At 50.0% G+C, this 17,895-nt stretch carries 16 protein-coding genes and 1 pseudogene; 9 read left to right on the top strand and 8 right to left on the bottom strand.

Annotated elements, in window-relative coordinates; all coding sequences use genetic code 11:
* A partial coding sequence (locus HMPREF9473_RS16175) for a site-specific integrase (RefSeq protein WP_006781235.1) occupies window positions 1-408 on the bottom strand: 408 nt, incomplete at its 3' end.
* A 171-nt stretch (window positions 409-579) separates the two neighbouring features.
* Between HMPREF9473_RS16175 and HMPREF9473_RS16170 the strand changes: the two genes are divergently transcribed.
* The 9 genes and pseudogenes from HMPREF9473_RS16170 (at window position 580) to HMPREF9473_RS16135 (ending at window position 8,713) form a co-directional block, all read left to right on the top strand.
* Window positions 580-1,266, top strand: coding sequence for a response regulator transcription factor (locus HMPREF9473_RS16170; RefSeq protein ID WP_006781234.1), 687 nt, complete (start codon window positions 580-582; stop codon window positions 1,264-1,266).
* An 8-nt stretch (window positions 1,267-1,274) separates the two neighbouring features.
* Window positions 1,275-2,317, top strand: a pseudogene (locus HMPREF9473_RS16165) (sensor histidine kinase).
* A 71-nt stretch (window positions 2,318-2,388) separates the two neighbouring features.
* Window positions 2,389-3,072 (top strand): ABC transporter ATP-binding protein, encoded by a 684-nt coding sequence (locus tag HMPREF9473_RS16160; protein ID WP_006781232.1) that lies wholly within the window; start codon window positions 2,389-2,391, stop codon window positions 3,070-3,072.
* Window positions 3,069-5,141, top strand: coding sequence for an ABC transporter permease (locus HMPREF9473_RS16155; protein WP_006781231.1), 2,073 nt, complete (start codon window positions 3,069-3,071; stop codon window positions 5,139-5,141). The genes HMPREF9473_RS16160 and HMPREF9473_RS16155 overlap by 4 nt, the downstream gene beginning before the upstream one ends.
* Before the next feature lie 144 nt (window positions 5,142-5,285).
* Complete coding sequence (locus tag HMPREF9473_RS26370) at window positions 5,286-5,687, top strand: TetR/AcrR family transcriptional regulator (protein WP_006781230.1); 402 nt, start codon at window positions 5,286-5,288, stop codon at window positions 5,685-5,687.
* Window positions 5,648-5,923 carry a hypothetical protein gene (locus tag HMPREF9473_RS27940; RefSeq protein ID WP_006781229.1) on the top strand — a complete coding sequence of 92 codons (276 nt, stop codon included), beginning with the start codon at window positions 5,648-5,650 and terminating at the stop codon, window positions 5,921-5,923. Before HMPREF9473_RS26370 ends, HMPREF9473_RS27940 begins: the two co-directional genes overlap by 40 nt.
* Before the next feature lie 158 nt (window positions 5,924-6,081).
* The gene (locus tag HMPREF9473_RS16145) at window positions 6,082-6,726 is read left to right on the top strand and encodes an ABC transporter ATP-binding protein (RefSeq protein ID WP_434061519.1); all 645 of its coding nucleotides are present in this window, start codon (window positions 6,082-6,084) and stop codon (window positions 6,724-6,726) included.
* A gap of 1 nt (window position 6,727) precedes the next feature.
* The gene (locus tag HMPREF9473_RS16140) at window positions 6,728-7,480 is read left to right on the top strand and encodes a hypothetical protein (RefSeq protein WP_006781227.1); all 753 of its coding nucleotides are present in this window, start codon (window positions 6,728-6,730) and stop codon (window positions 7,478-7,480) included.
* Window positions 7,481-8,713 carry an MFS transporter gene (locus HMPREF9473_RS16135; RefSeq protein ID WP_006781226.1) on the top strand — a complete coding sequence of 411 codons (1,233 nt, stop codon included), beginning with the start codon at window positions 7,481-7,483 and terminating at the stop codon, window positions 8,711-8,713. It begins immediately after the preceding gene.
* A 57-nt stretch (window positions 8,714-8,770) separates the two neighbouring features.
* Here HMPREF9473_RS16135 and HMPREF9473_RS16130 read toward each other — a convergent pair whose 3' ends face one another.
* From HMPREF9473_RS16130 to HMPREF9473_RS16100, 7 genes are all read right to left on the bottom strand, one after another.
* Window positions 8,771-8,965, bottom strand: a complete 195-nt coding sequence (locus HMPREF9473_RS16130; RefSeq protein WP_006781114.1) for a helix-turn-helix domain-containing protein — start codon at window positions 8,963-8,965, stop codon at window positions 8,771-8,773.
* 27 nt (window positions 8,966-8,992) lie between these two features.
* Entirely contained in the window at window positions 8,993-9,682 is a 690-nt protein-coding gene (locus HMPREF9473_RS16125; RefSeq protein ID WP_006781225.1) for a hypothetical protein, read from the bottom strand.
* Between the two features lie 79 nt (window positions 9,683-9,761).
* Complete coding sequence (locus tag HMPREF9473_RS16120; RefSeq protein WP_006781224.1) at window positions 9,762-10,457, bottom strand: hypothetical protein; 696 nt, start codon at window positions 10,455-10,457, stop codon at window positions 9,762-9,764.
* A gap of 16 nt (window positions 10,458-10,473) precedes the next feature.
* Window positions 10,474-11,070, bottom strand: coding sequence for a hypothetical protein (locus HMPREF9473_RS26365; protein ID WP_006781223.1), 597 nt, complete (start codon window positions 11,068-11,070; stop codon window positions 10,474-10,476).
* A 49-nt stretch (window positions 11,071-11,119) separates the two neighbouring features.
* A complete protein-coding gene (locus tag HMPREF9473_RS26360; RefSeq protein ID WP_006781222.1) occupies window positions 11,120-11,665 on the bottom strand; it encodes a hypothetical protein in 546 nt (181 codons plus the stop codon).
* Window positions 11,662-12,321: a hypothetical protein gene (locus tag HMPREF9473_RS16105; RefSeq protein ID WP_006781221.1), complete on the bottom strand. Its 660-nt coding sequence runs from the start codon at window positions 12,319-12,321 to the stop codon at window positions 11,662-11,664. Before HMPREF9473_RS16105 ends, HMPREF9473_RS26360 begins: the two co-directional genes overlap by 4 nt.
* A gap of 17 nt (window positions 12,322-12,338) precedes the next feature.
* Window positions 12,339-17,879 (bottom strand): hypothetical protein, encoded by a 5,541-nt coding sequence (locus HMPREF9473_RS16100; RefSeq protein WP_157140226.1) that lies wholly within the window; start codon window positions 17,877-17,879, stop codon window positions 12,339-12,341.
* Window positions 17,880-17,895 lie beyond the last annotated feature (16 nt).

Genomic DNA, 17,895 nt, shown 5'->3' with positions numbered 1-17,895 from the left:
CAGCATGCTCATCCGGCTGTCGCCCTTTCTCTCCGCCGCCTGCACCAGCCGCCCGTACTCCTTCTCGGTCAGTTCCTTCTCCGGCTCGCAAAACTGGACGCGCTGAATCTTAAACAGTTTGACCTTGTACTCCTCACATCCCAGATACTCAAAAAAACTGTTGATGGCCGCCAGCATGGAATTGGCGCTGGTGGTTTTGTAATGCTCGTTGAGATACCGCTTGTATTCCAATACCTGCTCCTTGTCAAATTCCTGTACTCCCCACTCCCCCAGATAATCCCAAAATTTCCTCACATCCCGGAGATATTTCTCCACCGTGGCACGGCTTTTTTCCCCATCCTTCAGATACCGCTCATATTGAATAAGCGCCTCCTCCGTAACGGAGTTTCTAAATTTACTCTCTTTCATTTTATAAAAATCCTCCTCTTCTTATTTAGGTTTCCGTCAACTGCTGGTATTAATTTTAAAACCTTTTTACTTTCCTGTCAAAACCTTGTTTTAATCCTGCCGTCCGTATATAATAATGAGACAATAACACCAACGCAAAAACGCAGAATAAGAAAGAGGATGGTAAATGCAATGAAACGTATTTTCCTCGTGGAAGACGATTTGAGTTTTATCAGTGGTTTGTCCTTCGCGATCAAGAAGCAGGGGTATGAACTGGAGATTGCCCGCACCTGCCTGGAGGCGGAGGCATTATGGATAAATGGGAACTATGATTTGGTGATTCTGGATGTGTCGCTTCCCGACGGTTCCGGGTACGATTTGTGCAGGCGCATCCGCCAGACATCGACAGTGCCTATCATGTTTCTCACCGCGGCCGATGAGGAGACGGACATCACCATGGGGCTGGATATCGGCGGCGACGACTATATCACAAAACCGTTCAAGCTGGCCGTCTTTCTGTCAAGAATCAATGCTCTGCTCCGCAGAAGTGATCATTTCAGCCAGCCGGCCACCAAGCTTACTTCCAACGGCATAACCGTCGATCGTTTAAAAGGCGAAGTCTACAAAAATGGACAGCTCCTCGATTTAACCGCAGGCGAGTACAAGCTGCTGTGCCTGTTTATGGAGCATCCGGATATTGTCCTTTCGCCGGAGCAGATTCTGGGCCGGCTGTGGGACTGCAATGACAACTATATTGACAACAATACCCTCACCGTCTATATCCGGAGACTGCGCACAAAGATTGAGGATCATCCGGGTGACCCCAAACGAATCGTGACGGTCCGGCGCATGGGCTACAAATGGAATCCAATGGATTGAGGTGCCATATGAGACTACTATCTAACAGACATATCAAATCGCTGTTTTGCCGGGAGCTCCTGCTTTTGCTGGCCTGCGTCCTGCTCTCCGCTGTCATCATCGGTCTGGGGCCGGAGCACGCAGTACTCTATGTGCTGGCCAGCTTTCTCTGTACGGGGCTCCTGATGCTGGCCATCCTCTACCGCTATTTCACAGAGCAGAGCCGTGTGATAGACCATGCCGCTGCCCAAATCCGGGAATATCTCTCCGGTAATCCGCAGGCGCGCATCGACTGTGAGGAGGAGGGGGAACTGTACCGGCTGTTTCACGAAGTAAACTCCCTGGCTACTATCTTAAACGCCCATGCAGAGCAGGAAAAGAAGGCCAATCTCTTTTTAAAAGACACTCTGTCCGACATTTCCCATCAACTGAAAACGCCTCTGGCGGCCCTGCATGTCTACAACGGGATTATCCAGGAGGAAGCCGGCGAATCACCGGCCGTCCAGGAATTTGCCACTCTGTCCGAGCAGGAGCTGGACCGAATCACCGTGCTGGTACAGAACCTTTTGAAAATCGCCAGATTTGACGCCGGGACCACTGTCATGGAAAAAAATATGGAGCAGGTAGCCGACATGATGAGATGCATTGAGCAGCATTTCTCCTACCGGGTCAGACAGGAACATAAGAAACTTTCGCTGTCCGGTGACGACACGGTATCCCTCTGGTGTGACCGCGGCTGGCTCATGGAAGCCGTCAGCAATCTTGTAAAAAATGCCTTCGACAACACCGGCAGCGGCGCCGACATCCGCCTGGAATGGAAACTATTTTGCATCCACGGTTCAAATCACCGTAAAAGATAACGGAAATGGCACTCCCCCCGGAGGACTTTCCCCCATTATTTTCTAAACGTTTTTATCGCAGCCGTTTCTCGAAGGACACCCAGGGAATCGGCCTTGGACTTCCCCTTGCCAAATCGATTATCGAAGCCCATGACGGCACCATCGAGGTGGACAGCGAGCCGGGGATTGGCACTGCCTTTACCATTCATCTCCCTATTCCTACAAAATTGTAGGATACGTGTCATCTGGCAGTAAGGTTGGTGTGATAACCTTTTCATATCAAAATAGAAAGAGGTTTACCCCTATGAATTTATTGGAAGTCAAATCAATTTCAAAGACCTATGGCAGCGGGGAAGCCGCCGTACACGCACTAAAGAACGTCAGCTTTTCCGTCCCGAAGGGCGAGTTTGTGGCGATCGTCGGGGAGTCCGGCTCCGGCAAGAGTACCCTCTTAAATATGATTGGCGCCCTTGACACACCTACCTCCGGAAATGTGCTGATTGACGGCAGGGATATTCTGTCCCTGGATGACAGCCGCCTGACCATCTTCCGGCGGAGAAATATCGGATTCATTTTCCAGAGTTTTAATCTGATTCCGGAGCTGAACGTGGAGCAGAATATCCTGTTTCCCGTTCTCCTTGACTATCAGAAGCCGGATAAATCCTATCTGGAGGAGCTGCTCTTGGTGCTGAATTTAACGGAGCGCCGCCACCACCTCCCCAGCCAATTGTCCGGCGGGCAGCAGCAGCGTGTCGCCATCGGGCGGGCGCTGATGACACGGCCGGCCCTGATTCTGGCCGATGAGCCAACCGGAAATCTGGACACCCAGAACAGCCGTGAGGTCATCGCCCTGTTGAAGGAGGCCGCCAAAAAATATGAGCAGACCATCATCATGATTACCCACAGTCGAAGTATCGCCCAGTCCGCAGACCGGGTGCTTCAGGTGTCTGACGGTGTTCTCACCGATTTTGGGGGGTATCGCGGATGAAAAGTTATCTCAGTCTTATTCCCATATCCGCACGTGTCCACCGGCGGCAAAACCGCATGACACTTTTATGCATCATCTTTGCCGTGTTTCTGGTGACTGCCGTTTTCAGCATGGCGGATATGGGTGTCCGCATGGAGAGAGCCTCGCTGCTGGCCAAACATGGCAGCTGGAACGTGATGCTGAAACAGATACCGGCACGTGACGTCAACCAAATTAGCTCCATGCCCGGCATTTCCTCCATATCCGTGTCCGATGCGGCAAATGAGAACCAGACCGCGTTTTCCGAGACCAGTGACGGAAACCACCAGGCGTCCGATCCCGTCTACTACGTTTATTTTCAGGAAAATGTGAACGTTAAGAAGCAGATTGCCGCTCTGAAGGAACAGTATGGGCTGACAGAGGAACAGATCGAAATCAACAAGGTGTCTCTGGGACTGGCAGACTTTGCTAATAATACGATGGTTCAGTCTCTCTACTTCGCCGCCGCGGTACTGTTTGTGCTGATACTGATTGCCGGAGTTCTGATGATTTCGAGCAGTATCAACAGCAATGTCGCCCAGAGAACCAAGTTTTTCGGCATGATGCGCTGTATTGGGATGAGCCGGCGGCAGATTGTCCGCTTTGTCAGGCTGGAGGCCCTGAACTGGTGCAAAACATCGGTTCCGGCCGGTATCCTCCTTGGCATCGTCACTACTTGGGGATTGTGCGCTGCCCTGCGCTTTCTGGTCGGCGAAGAATTTTCCGCTATCCCGCTGTTTGGAATCAGCCCCATTGGGATTGTCAGCGGGGCGGTCGTTGGCGTTATCACGGTTCTCATTGCCGCAAGGTCTCCGGCCAAACGGGCTTCCCGGGTATCTCCGGTAACGGCCGTCTCCGGCAATTCGGACAGCGCCGCACAGACTTCCCATCCGGTGCGGTTTTGCATGTTTAAAATCGAGACTGCCCTTGGCATCCATCACGCCGTGTCCGCAAAGAAAAACTGGCTGCTGATGACTGGCTCCTTTGCGCTCAGCATCATTCTTTTTTTGAGTTTTTCCGTGTTGATTGAGTTTGTGGGGTTCCTGATGCCACAGTTGTCCAATGCCTCTGACATCAACATTTCCAGCAGTGACGGCTCCAATTCCATTGACCATGCACTGGCTGATGAAATCGGCGGCATGGATGGGGTGAAGCGTGTGTTTGGCCGCATGAGCCAGTTTGATGTTCCGGCCGGGATAACCGGTGGGGTCACTGCGGAAGGCGGGGTCGATCTCATTTCCTATGGTGAATTTGATTTGGATTGTCTGATGAAAGACAGGCAGCTTAAAAAGGGCAGTGATATCTCAAAGGTGTACGGCGACAGCCGCTATGTCCTTGCGACATGGGACAGGGACAGCCAGCTAAAGATTGGGGATACCGTTTTGATAGGGGATGAAACGCTGGAGATTGCCGGTCTGCTGAACTTTGACCCGTTTAACGAGGATGGAACGACCGGCGGAAAAATAACGCTTATCACTTCGGAGCAGACGTTCACGCGTCTGACCGGCGTCAGCGATTATTCCCTTCTGTTCATCCAGACAGCGAGACAGGTGACGGATGCGGATGTGGAAGCAATCCGCAATATGTTGGATGAAACCTTTGTGTTCCACGACAGGCGGGACCAGCGCACCACCAGCACCTATCTGGCATTTTTATTCTTTGTATATGGATTTTTGGCAATTATCACGCTGGTTACCGTGCTCAATATTATGAACAGCATTTCCATGAGTGTGACCGCGAGAATCAAGCAGTACGGAGCCATGCGGGCGGTGGGCATGAACGGGCGACAGATAACGAAAATGATAGCCGCAGAGACGCTTACGTATGCGGTGTCCGGCTGTGCTGTTGGATGTGCGTTCGGCCTGGTACTGAGCAGGATGCTATATAACTTCCTCATAGCCAGCCATTTCCAGTATGCGGTCTGGAGCGTGCCTGTGAGGCCGTTGATAATCATCCTTCTGTTTGTGCTGGCCGCGGCCGGCGCCGCTGTGTATGCACCGGCAAAACGGATTCGGAATATCTCGGTGACGGAGACGATAAATGAATTGTAAATGGCGGGTGTGTTGCTGTATTGGGATGTGGGATGGAAAAGAAGAAGCTTAAAAATATGGGTTTTAACTTGACATTTGGTACCTCCTATGATATCCTTGCTTTACATACATACGTTGGTATGTAAAGCAGGGAGGTAATTCACGATGCCAAGAAACAAATATCCGGAAGAGACTGTAACCCGTATTTTAGATGTCTCGCTGAAACTATTCTCTGAGCAGGGCTACAATCAGGTGAAAATGCAGGATATTGTTGATGCCCTTGGAGGATTGACAAAAGGCGCGGTCTACCATCATTTTAAAAATAAAGAAGACATTTTTGACGCCCTGTTAGACCGCTACTACTACGCTTTAGAGCCAATGCACGCCATCCAAAACAGCGATTTAAGCGGCTTGGAAAAACTGAAAAAAAGTTGTCCTTCAGGGTCTGGGCGACAGCATACGAAACCGGGAAATACTTCGCACTCTCAGACGGGCTGCTCAAAACACCGCGTTTTCTCCTCCGGCAGATGGAAGACTGCCAAACGAAGGTTGCCCCAATTTTTCTGAGTATTATAGAGCAGGGTAATGACGACGGCTCCCTGCATGCCGCCTATCCCAAACAGGCGGCCGATTGCTTTGCATTGCTGGTAAATATCTGGATGAATCCGGCTATTTACCCTGCCGATGAGGACGAATATCTTCAAAAAATTCTGCAGTTTCAAATTCTGTTAAACGGTATGGGTCTGCCTGTCATTGACGACTCCGTACTGGAAGAATTTCAAAAACTGCGCAGAAATCTGTAATAAAAATAGCCTGCCCAGGAAAGGGCAGATTATTTTTATCATTATACATACGTACGAACGTATATAAGAGGGAGGTAACGCGAATGTCATCACTTGCCATTCAAACAAATGGACTGTCAAAAACATTAGGAAGCACTCAGGTAATTCAATCATGTGATATGCATGTCACAAAACATACGATTTACGGATTCCTGGGGGAAAATGGGGCCGGTAAAACCACCTTATTTAAAATGCTGGCTGGCATTTTGACACCAACATCCGGAACTGCCACTATTTTGGGCTATGATGTGGTTACACAGACATCAGAAGTATTAAAGCAGATTGGAACGCTCATAGAAACTCCTGTATTTTACGAGCATTTAAGCGCTGCTGAAAACCTGAAACTTCATCTTGCCTATATGGGAATGGAAGGACTCACTCCACAAACCGCCCTGACCATGGTGGGTCTTCCCGATACCGGAAAACGGGCGGTGTCAAAATTTTCTCTGGGGATGCGTCAGCGCCTGGCGATTGCCAGGGCACTCAGTCACCGGCCGAAGCTGTTAATTCTGGATGAACCGATTAATGGCCTAGATCCCGCCGGCATCAGGGAAATGCGGGAATTATTTTCCAGTCTTGTCACACAGCATCAGATGACGATTCTGCTATCCAGCCACATTCTTTCGGAAATAGAGCAGGTTGCGGATACGATTGGATTCATCTCCAAAGGCAGACTGCTTGAAGAAACGTCCCTGGCCGACCTGCGGGAACGGTATCCTGCTGGATTGGAACACTATTTTATGAAGAAACGGGAGGAACGATAATATGTTACATTTATTTACCTTGGAATTTCGCCGGAACCCCATCAAAAAGTATCTGCTGATTATTCTTACCACGGCCGCATTTTTATTGGGATTAACGTACCTGTTTGCCTATATTCCTCACAAAAACAGCGCCATCCCCCTGGGGATGGCCATCGTTCATGCAATTGCACCTGTTTTCTCTAATTACAAAACCATTGCTGCTCTGACCAGCATTCTCAGTATGGTTTGTTTTGCAGTATTTTCCGCTGCAGTTTTCAATCAATTTATTATTCATGATTTTACGGGAAAACGATTTTACCTTCTTTTGTCCTACCCGATAAAAAACAGTACTATCTTTCTTGTGAAAGCAGTGACAGCAGTAATTCTCTCCATCTCTGCCATGCTGTTATGCAATCTCCTTGTATTCACTTTTTTTTACTATACCGAAACGATTTTCCCTATGGTAAAAGGGGATGCCATTTCCGCCAGCCTATTTTATGATACCGGAAAACTTTCCCTGCTGTTTTCCGTGATTGCAGCAGCAATCGGCCTCATTTCCATGCAGATTGGATTTGTTAAAAAATCATCACACATAACCTTAATTGTCTCCTTTGCCTTTTCCGTACTGTTAAGCAATCTACTGGACGTCTCTCTTTTGGCTGACCTGAATGCCGCAGTGGCTGGTTTTACTGCTTTCGCCATCGTTTTGTCTTTGGCTGGCGCCATTTTTACCTTAATACTGATACCAAAAATCAATCAAATGGAGGGGGAATAAATGCATCTGTACCCATTATGGAACAAAAATTTTACCCTTGTCGTCATTGGACAAATTATATCGCTGTTTGGCAATGCGATTTTACGATTCGCCCTACCCCTTTATCTTCTGGATTTGACAGGCTCCTCCTCCATCTATGGCGCTGTGCTGGCCTGCTCCACTATTCCAATGATTGTACTCTCTCCCGTTGGCGGAATCCTGGCTGACCGTGTCAACAAGCGCAACATTATGGTTTTTCTGGATTTTTTTACAACAGTTGTGATTCTCGTTTTTTCCGTGTGTTTTGGCAGGATAAACGGTGTCATTTTGATTTTAAGTATCATGATAATCCTGTATGCCATACAAGGTACCTATCAGCCCACCGTACAGTCGAGTATTCCAAGTCTTGTGAATGGAGAACATCTGCTGGGTGCAAATGCCATCATCAACCAGGTAAACTCTCTTTCCGGAATCTTAGGGCCGGTTATCGGTGGATTTCTATATGGAGTCTGGGGTCTGCCTCCCATTCTGCTTATTGCAGGTATTTTCTTCTTTTCTTCGGCAGTATTGGAGCTGTTTATCCGCATCCCCTGCCTTCCCAAGAAATCTGATGATGGCATTCTAGCCTCTGTGATAACAGACTTTCGGGAGAGTATTCAATTTGTCCGTCATGAAAAACCGGTTATTTGGAACGTCATGTGTATCGTAGCTGTTTTTAATCTGTTTTTAACATCCATGCTGCTGGTTGGAATGCCCGTTTTGATTACCCAGATTCTCAACCTGTCAAGCCAGCTCTATGGATATGCCCAAGGCGCTTTGATGACTGGCGGAATTATTGGCGGAGTTGTTGTGGGGGCCTATGGTGGACGTATCAAACTCCACCAATCACACCTGCTTCTGTTCGGAACGGCGCTTACCATTCTGCCGATTGGAATGGTGCTGTTTCTTGACGCGCCCGCTGCCATCTGCTATATTGCCATTTCCGTGTGTGCCTTTATGTTTATGATGATTTCCACGATTTTCAGCATTCAAATGCTGGCATTTATTCAGAAGGAAACGCCGCCTCATTTGATTGGCAAAGTGATATCCTGCGTGTTAATGATGTCCCTATGCGCACAGCCAATCGGCAATGCCATGTATGGTCTCTTATTTGAATGGTATGCTGCAATGCCATGGGTTGTGGTTTTTGGGGTTTTGGGAATCTCTATTCTCATTTCGGTCCTATCAAAAAAAGTATTTCTTACAATGAAATAATTAATATCATAAATGAAGGCAGTATCATGAGATATGTTCATGATACTGCCTTCCCTTTTAACCTTGGATGCCGAGAGTTTCGGCGATGCGCTCTTTGGTGCGTTCACACTGGTTGCGGCCGTAAATGATGTCGCTGACGGTGGAGTTGGCGATGCCAAGACGTTTCGCCAGCTCCTGCTGGGGGATGTCCTGCTCTACCATTGCGATTTTCATCTTTTTGCCGAATGGGGTGCATGGGATTCTGGTTGCCATATGGGTTTCCTCCTTGTGGTTTTTATTTTATGAACTCTGAAGTGCTACGGTAAATGTGGGAATTACCCGGAAACTCTGACCATTTTTCCAGCCGGCTCCGGTGGCTCCACATAAGGTCATGTTCAAGGTTCCCTCCGGAGCCAGGATGTTATCATTGGGAGTCTCTGCTATTGAATAAGGAGAACCGGTTGTGACGGTAGTTTTCGTCATCCATTTCCCGGTATTGTCTGCCCCCGCAGCTGGATATATGATGCTGTCTCCATTTTTACAGATGGCAAACATCACATTGGTACCTGTCAGTTCATCCATTGTATTAACAAGTTTTGGAGTATCCTCCGCTGTCCCGTCCCCCGTGTCCGTTTTAACTCCTGTAATGCTGACTACCAGTGGGACCTTGGATGTGTTGGTTATGGTGTAATTGCTGGCCTGAGTTATGATTTGATTGGTGTTATCTGCGCCCGGGCTTGTTACGACCGTCCCGCCGGCCGTCACGGTTACGTTTGGGTCGATGTCAAAACTGGCTTTTATCGGTACCTTTACCTGGATGTTGGTAATCTTGATGGTTCCTGTCAAGACTGAATTGGCATTTCCATCGGTTACGCCTCCATAGTTTCCTTCTGGCAGGTCTTTGTCGTTGGCTGCAAAGGATGCCATGCTCCCTGTCACTGCCATTCCTATGGCTAAGGCCACCGCTGCTACTCTTTTTCCTCTTTTCATTGTGTGAATCCTCCTACTCCTTTTTCTTTTTGATGCTTTGATACTTTACTGCTTTATATCAACCAGCCGGCGGTTCCTGTTATCTGGCTGCGCTGATTTTTAATGTGGGGCGGACGGTGAACTGGTATTGTCCGTAGAAATCCGGGGCCACTTTTCCGTACAGTTTCAGGTGTACGGTCTCCTCCGCCGGGATTTCCGTGATGTAAATGCTGCCGGTTCTTCCTGGAAGAAATGCCTGCCGTTCGAATTCCTGGGCTGTGCTGTATGTCTGGCCGGAGACTCCCAGCACTAAAATGGCTGTTCCCATGGGGCCTACCTTGGATATCTGGTCTACCAGCTGGAAGGACTGTTTCTCCTGGTCGGAGAATTTATCCTCGAAATGCAGGTCGCCTTTTGTCACCTCCGCCACTTGGGAGACTTCTACCTGGATGGGCACCTTGGAGCGGTTCATGATTGGCAGGTCCATATCCTCAAACTGGCCGCCGGGATTGTCCAGGCTGAATTCCCTTAATGTGTCCACGGTGAACTCCAGGCCGCCGGCCGGAAGGGCGATGGATAACAGTTCCACGTTGATGTTGCCAGTCAGGACGGAGTCCTGCGCCGCACTGGAATCCTGGATGGGGAAAGTGACATCACCCATCTGCGCTTCTGCTAAAGCTGGACCGGTCTGTACGGTGCAGAGGACAAACGCAAGGAGAATGGCCCGGATGATAGAGATTCCGGTTTTGTCTGATGTACTGGATGTTCTATGGTTCTGTTTCCTATTCTTGTTCATAAGCGTTTCCCTCCTTTCATTCCTGTAAGACCAGTTTGATTTTGACGGCGGCCTGTCCTATCAGGGTCTCGGTTTCTTCCTGGTATGCCAGGAAAACGGCAGTACAGTCGTATTCCCCGGCGGGAAGAGGTGTGAGCAATGGGCCGGACTCCAGATAGTTTCCGGGACGGATGGCTCCTGTCTCAAATATTTTCTCCCCGGTGTCGTCACGGGTGATTTCCACACGGATTAGTTTTCCCTGGTTGGAGGGATTTTCTATCATCCAGTTGATGGAGCGGTCCGCTCCAGTGGTTTTCCCGAAGGGAGTTACATTCATGGACATGGCAAGCATGCCCTCCTCCACTACGCTGTCCAGTTCTTTCTGGCGCTGTTCCCTTGTCTTTCCGGGGATATCACCGGAGACCACGTTTGCCTCATAGGTCAGGCCCTGCTGGGATACCGGGGCGGCCCGCTGGCGGCTTAGGTAAACGCCTCCGGCGGCTCCGGCCGTACAGCAGACGGCCAAGAGAAGGAAGGCCAGCACTTTGATATTTGGTTTTCTGTTTCTGCCGCCGGGGGCCACTCTGCGGCTGCCCCGGCTCTCTCTGATTTGTGTTTCTTCCGCCATCTCCATTTCCTTTCACCTCCCTGCTTTCTGCCCGGTGCCCAGACGGCATCCGGGCTTACTCCAGGACATACAGTTTAATCTCCGCTCCGGCTCTTCCTATGTAGACGTTATCCTCAATTCGGTAGGCGTCAAAATAGGCCGTGCAGGGGTATTCTCCTTTGGGGAGCACCACGTCCAGAGGTACATCATCGATGTACTGCTCCGGGTCCAGGTAGCCGGACTGGTAGATGACTTCTTCCGTGTCATTTCTCTGGATGGTGATCGTGAAACGCTTTCCATTGCCCGGCGGGTTCTCTATCAGAAGGTTGGCCGTGGATGCCCCGTTATTCATGAACGGGGTGGCGTTAATGGAGAAGGCCAGCATGCCCTCCTCCACCACGTGGTTTAACTCCTCCTGGCGTTTCTCAGGGTCCTGGTTCAAGGTTCCTGTTTTTACGTTGCCTTCGGCGACCAGGGAAACGGGTTCCGCGGCAGCCTGGACTGGCTGAGTGCGGGTGGATACCAGGTATCCGGCTGCCACCAGCACCGCCAGGCAGAACAGGACTGACAAGCCGATGACCAGCAGGTTCATATGGGTTACGCGTGTTCTTTTGTGGCTCATCCTGTCTCTCCTCCCTGGTTTTCTATCATCCGCAGTGTGATATCGATGGACATCTCACCGGCCGGTGTTTTGTCTTCAAACAACTCAATTCTGACTGTGACCGGATATTCTCCGGGCGGCAGACTCTCTTTCAGCCTGACGCTTTCCACGTAGTATCCCGGGTCCACGCGGGTGGTGCCGCCTATCAGTCTGCCTGTTTCTTTCAGGTACAAACTGATTCTGGAACTGTAATGGTTCTCCTCCGGGTTCTCGTATTCGATGTTGCAGTCCTGGCTGCCTGTCTCTATGGTGGGCAGCTGGTTGAGCATCACCCGGAAGCTTCCGGCTTCCACCGGTTTTGGTTCCCCTGTTTTCCCTGATGACAGGGTTCCTTTTTTGGCATGTTTCTCCGGCCGGATATCCAACTGGGCCTGGATGGGTGTGGGGAACCCATAACAGGATACAGCGGCGGCTGAGCCGAGTATCACGAACAGCAACACAGCTGTCAGTGATACCAGGCGCGTTCTTCGGTGGCGGTGCTTGGAATGGCTGGTCTTCGCTCCGGCCGGGACGGAGACTGGCCCGCCTCCAATCTGCCCGCTCTCCGGCTGATTTTCTTTCCTGCTTTCCTGCAGACTTTCCGGCTGGCTTTCTCGATTTCTCTTCTGTTCTTTCATCTGTTCTGCCACCCCGTCTACTGGAATGCCGCGGCTCCGGCCGCCGCACTGTAATCATCCGCCATAATTCCGAACTGGTAACTGATGGTGTATCCAAAGTTTGGATGTTCGCTGTCATAGTACGGGTCTGCCTTGTATTTCAGGAAATATCGGTATGGCAGGGTCCCTCCGGCGGCTTTTAACTGGCATGTCATCCAGGGATTGGTATCTCCTGTTGCATCCGGGTTATAGTAAAGGTCTCCACTAATAACTCCGGTTCCCGTCTTCGGATTCGTGATTCCCAGTCTGACTCCAGCTTCATAAATCTGGCCGCTTCCATAATTCGTCGTTTTCGCGATTGGTTTCAGAGCCTGGTAGGTGGCTTTATCCGTTTTACTGATGGGCACTGCTTTCAGTATCTTTCCCTCCATGGGATAATTCTGGCTGTTTTGGATGGCCGTATCCACGCTGTATGCAGTCTTCTCGGTTCCATCCGGCATCAGTTCATCTGCCATCGCCACACTAACCGGTAAATCCACTACCAGACTTTTGCTGGTTACTCCCGCTATGGCAATACAGATTTCATAACGGTCATTACCCGAAGCCCCTTCCAGAAGAAGATTCCGCTGGGTACTTCTGGTATAGGCGGCTGCTATATTTAATGCCACTTTATCCACGGTTCCCAGTGATGTGACCGGATTATTCAGCGAGGCGGTCGATACCACCGGCTGCAAATCCACAGTCCCGGCCTTGACAGCCACATTTTTGTTGGCGTTTGTATAACCATAGCTGCTATATCCACTGTCTGTACCTTTGATACTGCCTTCCGCAACAAGCTGGAATTCGCTGTCCGACGCAGGTACACGCCCCGGTGTAAAGTTCTCATCAGTCAGACCAATGGCCCGCAGTTTCATATTCAGGATTCTTAAGTATCCCGGCAAGGTTGTTTCCTTCCCATCGGCTCCCATCGTATCCGGTTCAAAGGTTACTTTTACTGTTTTCGGTGCCTGGAAGGTTGGATAGCCCTTCGTCTTTTCCGTGTCCAGACTGGTGTACCAGACTCTGTCTGTTCCGGTTTTCATGGTTCCATTAAAGGTGTTAAGAGAAGCGGCAACTCCACTGCTCTTCATCTCATCTGTGCTCAGGCCAGTGACACCACTGCCAGAATTCTTTATATGGACTGCGTTTTGACTGTTCAGCGTGATATCTGCATAACAGTTTTCGATGATTCCTCTTCTTAAATTGGCAAATCCCACGGTGTCCCCCGCGTTATAACAATTTGAAATAATCGCTGGCGGTGGCGTATAGCTATTATAATGTCCACCGATAAAGGCGGCTACATCCGTGCTGCTTCCTTCATTGACAATGGTTCCCCGGTTATAGCAGCTGGTAATTTCCAATGACCCAAAATCCACTGCCCAGTTCACCCCCACAAACAGGCCTCCGTACTCACCTCTGGCTACGACCTTGGAATTGGGTCCAATTCCCATTTTTGTGATTTGACACGGATAACTTCCTGCCCCCACAAATCCGCTGTAACGCTCGCCGCCATTGACGTACATCTTATCGATCTCATGCCCTCCGCCATCAAACGTTCCTCCATATCGCACAGTCGAATCGCCTATGGGTATCCATCTCAATGCCTTTTCTATATTGGCCAGGTTTTTCTCACCCGTATACCCGGTATACTTCTCTCCAAAAAGGTCCATATCCTCTGTCAGGTTTATGTTATGACTACCATAAGTCATGCGCCCTACATTGACCTTCCAGGCAAACCAGGCCAACTGCTCAGCTGTTTGGATTTGATAGGGAATGGAACTTCCATTTCCAGTCGGTATTTGTGTTTCTTTGAGAAGACCATATTCCAACGCTTCGCCTATCTGCTCCCAGCTTTCCGCGGATGACAGGCCTGTGGCGCTTAAAACCGGATAAGGGCTGTCCTTATCATAAGCCCAGGAAAGACCTGTGGACTGCTTTAAACTGCCTCCGTTTAACCACCATGCGGCCCCCCAGGTTCCAAGGGCTTTTGACTTTACTGTCGGACAGTTCCCGATGTCTCCATACTTATAATTTTCATCTACCAGGCAGTCCCTTAACTCATCCGCACTGTCTAAGTCCGTACCCTTAATAGAGCCTGCTCTACCGGCCTCGGACGATGACACTATTCCGGCATTCCAGCATCCGGTTATGGTTGTTGTCCCAGGAACCGCACACCCTATGATTCCACCAACAGAACTGCGGCCTTCCACCTTCCCCCTGTTCATGCAGTTTCGAATGACCACTCGACGATCATTACCGGTATTACCGACCGGTACGTTGCCGATGATACCGCCCATCATCATTCCTCCTGGTACGCTGATATTTCCTTCGTTATAACATCCATCCAGAATCAGGCTTGAATTACCATCCGCCAAACCGACACAGCCTCCAAAAAACATTCCATCTCCACTTAAACTTCCTGCTTTATTGCCGCACTCGGTTATTACAACGTTGGTTCCCCGCACGTATCCGGCAATTCCTCCGGCAACCCCACTTGACGCCTCTACCCAGCTGTCGGAAATACCGGTTTTCTTGATAGCTGCATTGTCACCCAGGGTGCCGAACAGGCCCTGCTTTTCCGTACCTTTTGCCAGCATGGCTGAAACCGTATGACCATTTCCGTTGAATGTTCCTGTGTACCGTTTCCCATCCGCATCACTACCAATGGGTATCCACTGCAAGGCCTTATTGATGATATCTGGGTCCCCAGTGTCATATGCAAATCCGCTGTACAGCCCTCCAAACAGATTGATATCTGCTTTCAGCTCCGCACAGAGTTCCGGGTTTCCGTTATTCACCTGGAGGGCAAACCACGCCAGCTGTTCGGCCGAGCTTATCTGAAGTGGCGAAGATACATTTCCATCTCCTGTTGGCCGGGACGAGGAGGTTAGCAATCCATCGATCAGTCCCTGGCCCACCACAGACCAGTCCTTTGGTCGTTCTAGTTCACCAAAACCAGGATAGCTGCCTTCTGTAAATGCCCATGGCCCGTCTACTTTCTGGCCATTCAACGCATATGCCGCCGCCCAGGACTGAAGCTGGGTTTTGGAGATTCCTGTCGCACTGCTATCTCCAACCCCAAGTCCCGTTTCATAATAACAATTAATCACTTTACTGGTGGAACTACCTATTGCGGTTATCGCACTCTTGTCGTACGAAGCGCTGACACTTCCTGTTCCATGATAACAATTGATGATTCTGGCATTACCATCTATTTTTGAGACAATACCTCCAGCCGCTATCTGTGTCCTTGCCCCAGCTCCTGAATCTATGTTTCCCAAATTAAAACAATTTTTAATCACACCATTTCCGCCACAGGCCCCGGCTATTCCTCCAATGTAATGGTAAACATCTCTAATTGGACCAATGGATACCTTGTTATAACACTCCTCTATTACCGCGTTATCCTCAACACTTCCTACAATCCCTCCCGCCAAAATCCCATTGAATATTCCGCTTTCTATTCCGATACGTCTTATCATGCCATCGCCAGCGCAGAATCCAAACAATCCTGAATACCTGGAAACAGAATCAATGCCATTAATATTCATGTTTCTGATTTGATAAATTCTTTCATGATTTTGTCCAAACTTACCGTAGTATTTTTTTACCACACCGTTATTCAGATTCCTTCCAATCGGAATCCAGCCAAGAGGGGCTTCAGTTGTCCCGCCATATGTTTCACCTGTCAAATCAATATCGGTGGTTAAATCTCCGCAGATTGCACTGTCCGTATCATTGAAATTCCAAACCCGGTACGAAAACCACGCCAGCTGTTCAGGGGTAGATATCTGATAAGGATGGGCCTCCGACCCGTCACCTGATGGCTTCTCTCCAATACCGAGTGTCCCGTTATCAAGGGCCTCGCCAACTTCTATCCAGTTGGAAAATGTCAACCTTGCCTCATACAAAGACAGCTCCGGCAGTTCTCCTTCGCTATAAGCCCACACTCCGGTTATATTTTCACCGTTCAGCAGATACGTTCCCTCTTTTCCGGTCAGCTGCTCTCTCGTCAATTCCTCCCCGGCCTGGCTTCCTTCCGGAGTGCTTCTGGATATATTGTTATAGTAAATGTTGGTAACCATTGTATCGGTCCCGCCACGCAGGCATACGGTTCCTGCTCCTGATTGCGGGGACGTCCCGCCTCCAAGGATGGAAGCTGTCCCAGTGAAGTAGGCGCTTCTCACAGAGCTTTCGGCGGCTCCAGCATCGGTTCCGTTCACGGTCACCAGGCCGGCCGCTGTCTCGCAGTTATCTCCCGATGATTCAGACTCAACGACGGTGTCGCGGGCGTAACAGGCGCTGAAATCCAGGGCTCCCGTTTCGTGATTTCCAACTACTCCACCGCCATGGACGGCACCGACGCTGCTGCTGATCTGGATACGGCTGTTCTTTACCCCGATTCTGAATACCACGGTGTTTCCGGCTGACTGGCCAATCAGGCTTCCGGCAGAGACCGGTTTTGTGCCGGCCAGCAGTATTTCCGTACCGACCAGATACAGGTTTTGAATGCGGGCATCTCTTGCGTAACCGAACAGCCCGTAGGCATTTCCTGAAGTCTGCTCCCGTTCTATTTTGATGGCGCTGATGGTATGTCCATTTCCATCAAATTCTCCGGTAAATGCATGTGCCTCCGCATTTCCAATGGGGCACCACTCCGTATTCAGTACGGTGAAGACATCGGTTTCCGCCGTTCCATCCATATTGATATCGGCTGTCAGTTTTCCGTGAATTCCGGTCTCTCCCGCCTCATTCACCATGTACATGAACCATGCCAGATGAGAGGGCTGGCTTAACAGATAGGCGCCATCCGTGTCCTTCTCCGGCATCGGCAGTGTTCCGTCGCGGACGGCTTTCCCCACGGCTTTCCAATCCGCGTAACCCCCGGCAGATATCTCCCCCTCGCTTCCTGACAGGGAGAATGTTTTCGAAATGCTGCCGATGGACGCTTTTAAATTTCCATTTGATGTCGCTGGCTGTGGCACATCCTCCTCGAATTCCTGATTATCATTCAAAGATGACTGCACCAGCACAGGTTCTCTGGGGGAAAATGATATCTGCTCCGTATCTTCCGCCTGTGCGGTATCTTCTTCCTCAGCCGCCTCGGCTGATATAAGACCCACAGTCTTTCCTGACACCAGAACCTGGCGGCTGTCGTCAATAGCTATGTCGCCGCCTGCTTCCCACAAAATCTCCTGACCTTCAATCTCGCCCGGAAGAATCAGTAAATCAGCCGTGTCTCCCAGCGCATGGCTGAGGGTGACTCCTTCCGGAAGAAGCAGGGGAATGGCGGACACCTTGGAATAGTCCGCAATTATCCCATGCTCGTTTAATGCAAAATAGGAAATCTGCGGGTATGCATTGCCAGTCAGGTACCAGTCTCCGCTCACTTCGGCCTCCATGCCGGTTATGTTTCTGGTACTCAGCCCTGTCGCTGCTTCCATGCCGATGCCGTCTTGTCCCATCATGGACTCTAATGCTCCTGCTTCATCATGCTCCGTCATGGATTCCACTGTGTCTGCACCGTCATACTCTATCATGGATCCCGTCATATCA

This window comes from Hungatella hathewayi WAL-18680 (assembly GCF_000235505.1).
Classification (GTDB): domain Bacteria; phylum Bacillota; class Clostridia; order Lachnospirales; family Lachnospiraceae; genus Hungatella_A; species Hungatella_A hathewayi_A.
This window is presented reverse-complemented; position numbering and strand designations above follow the sequence as displayed.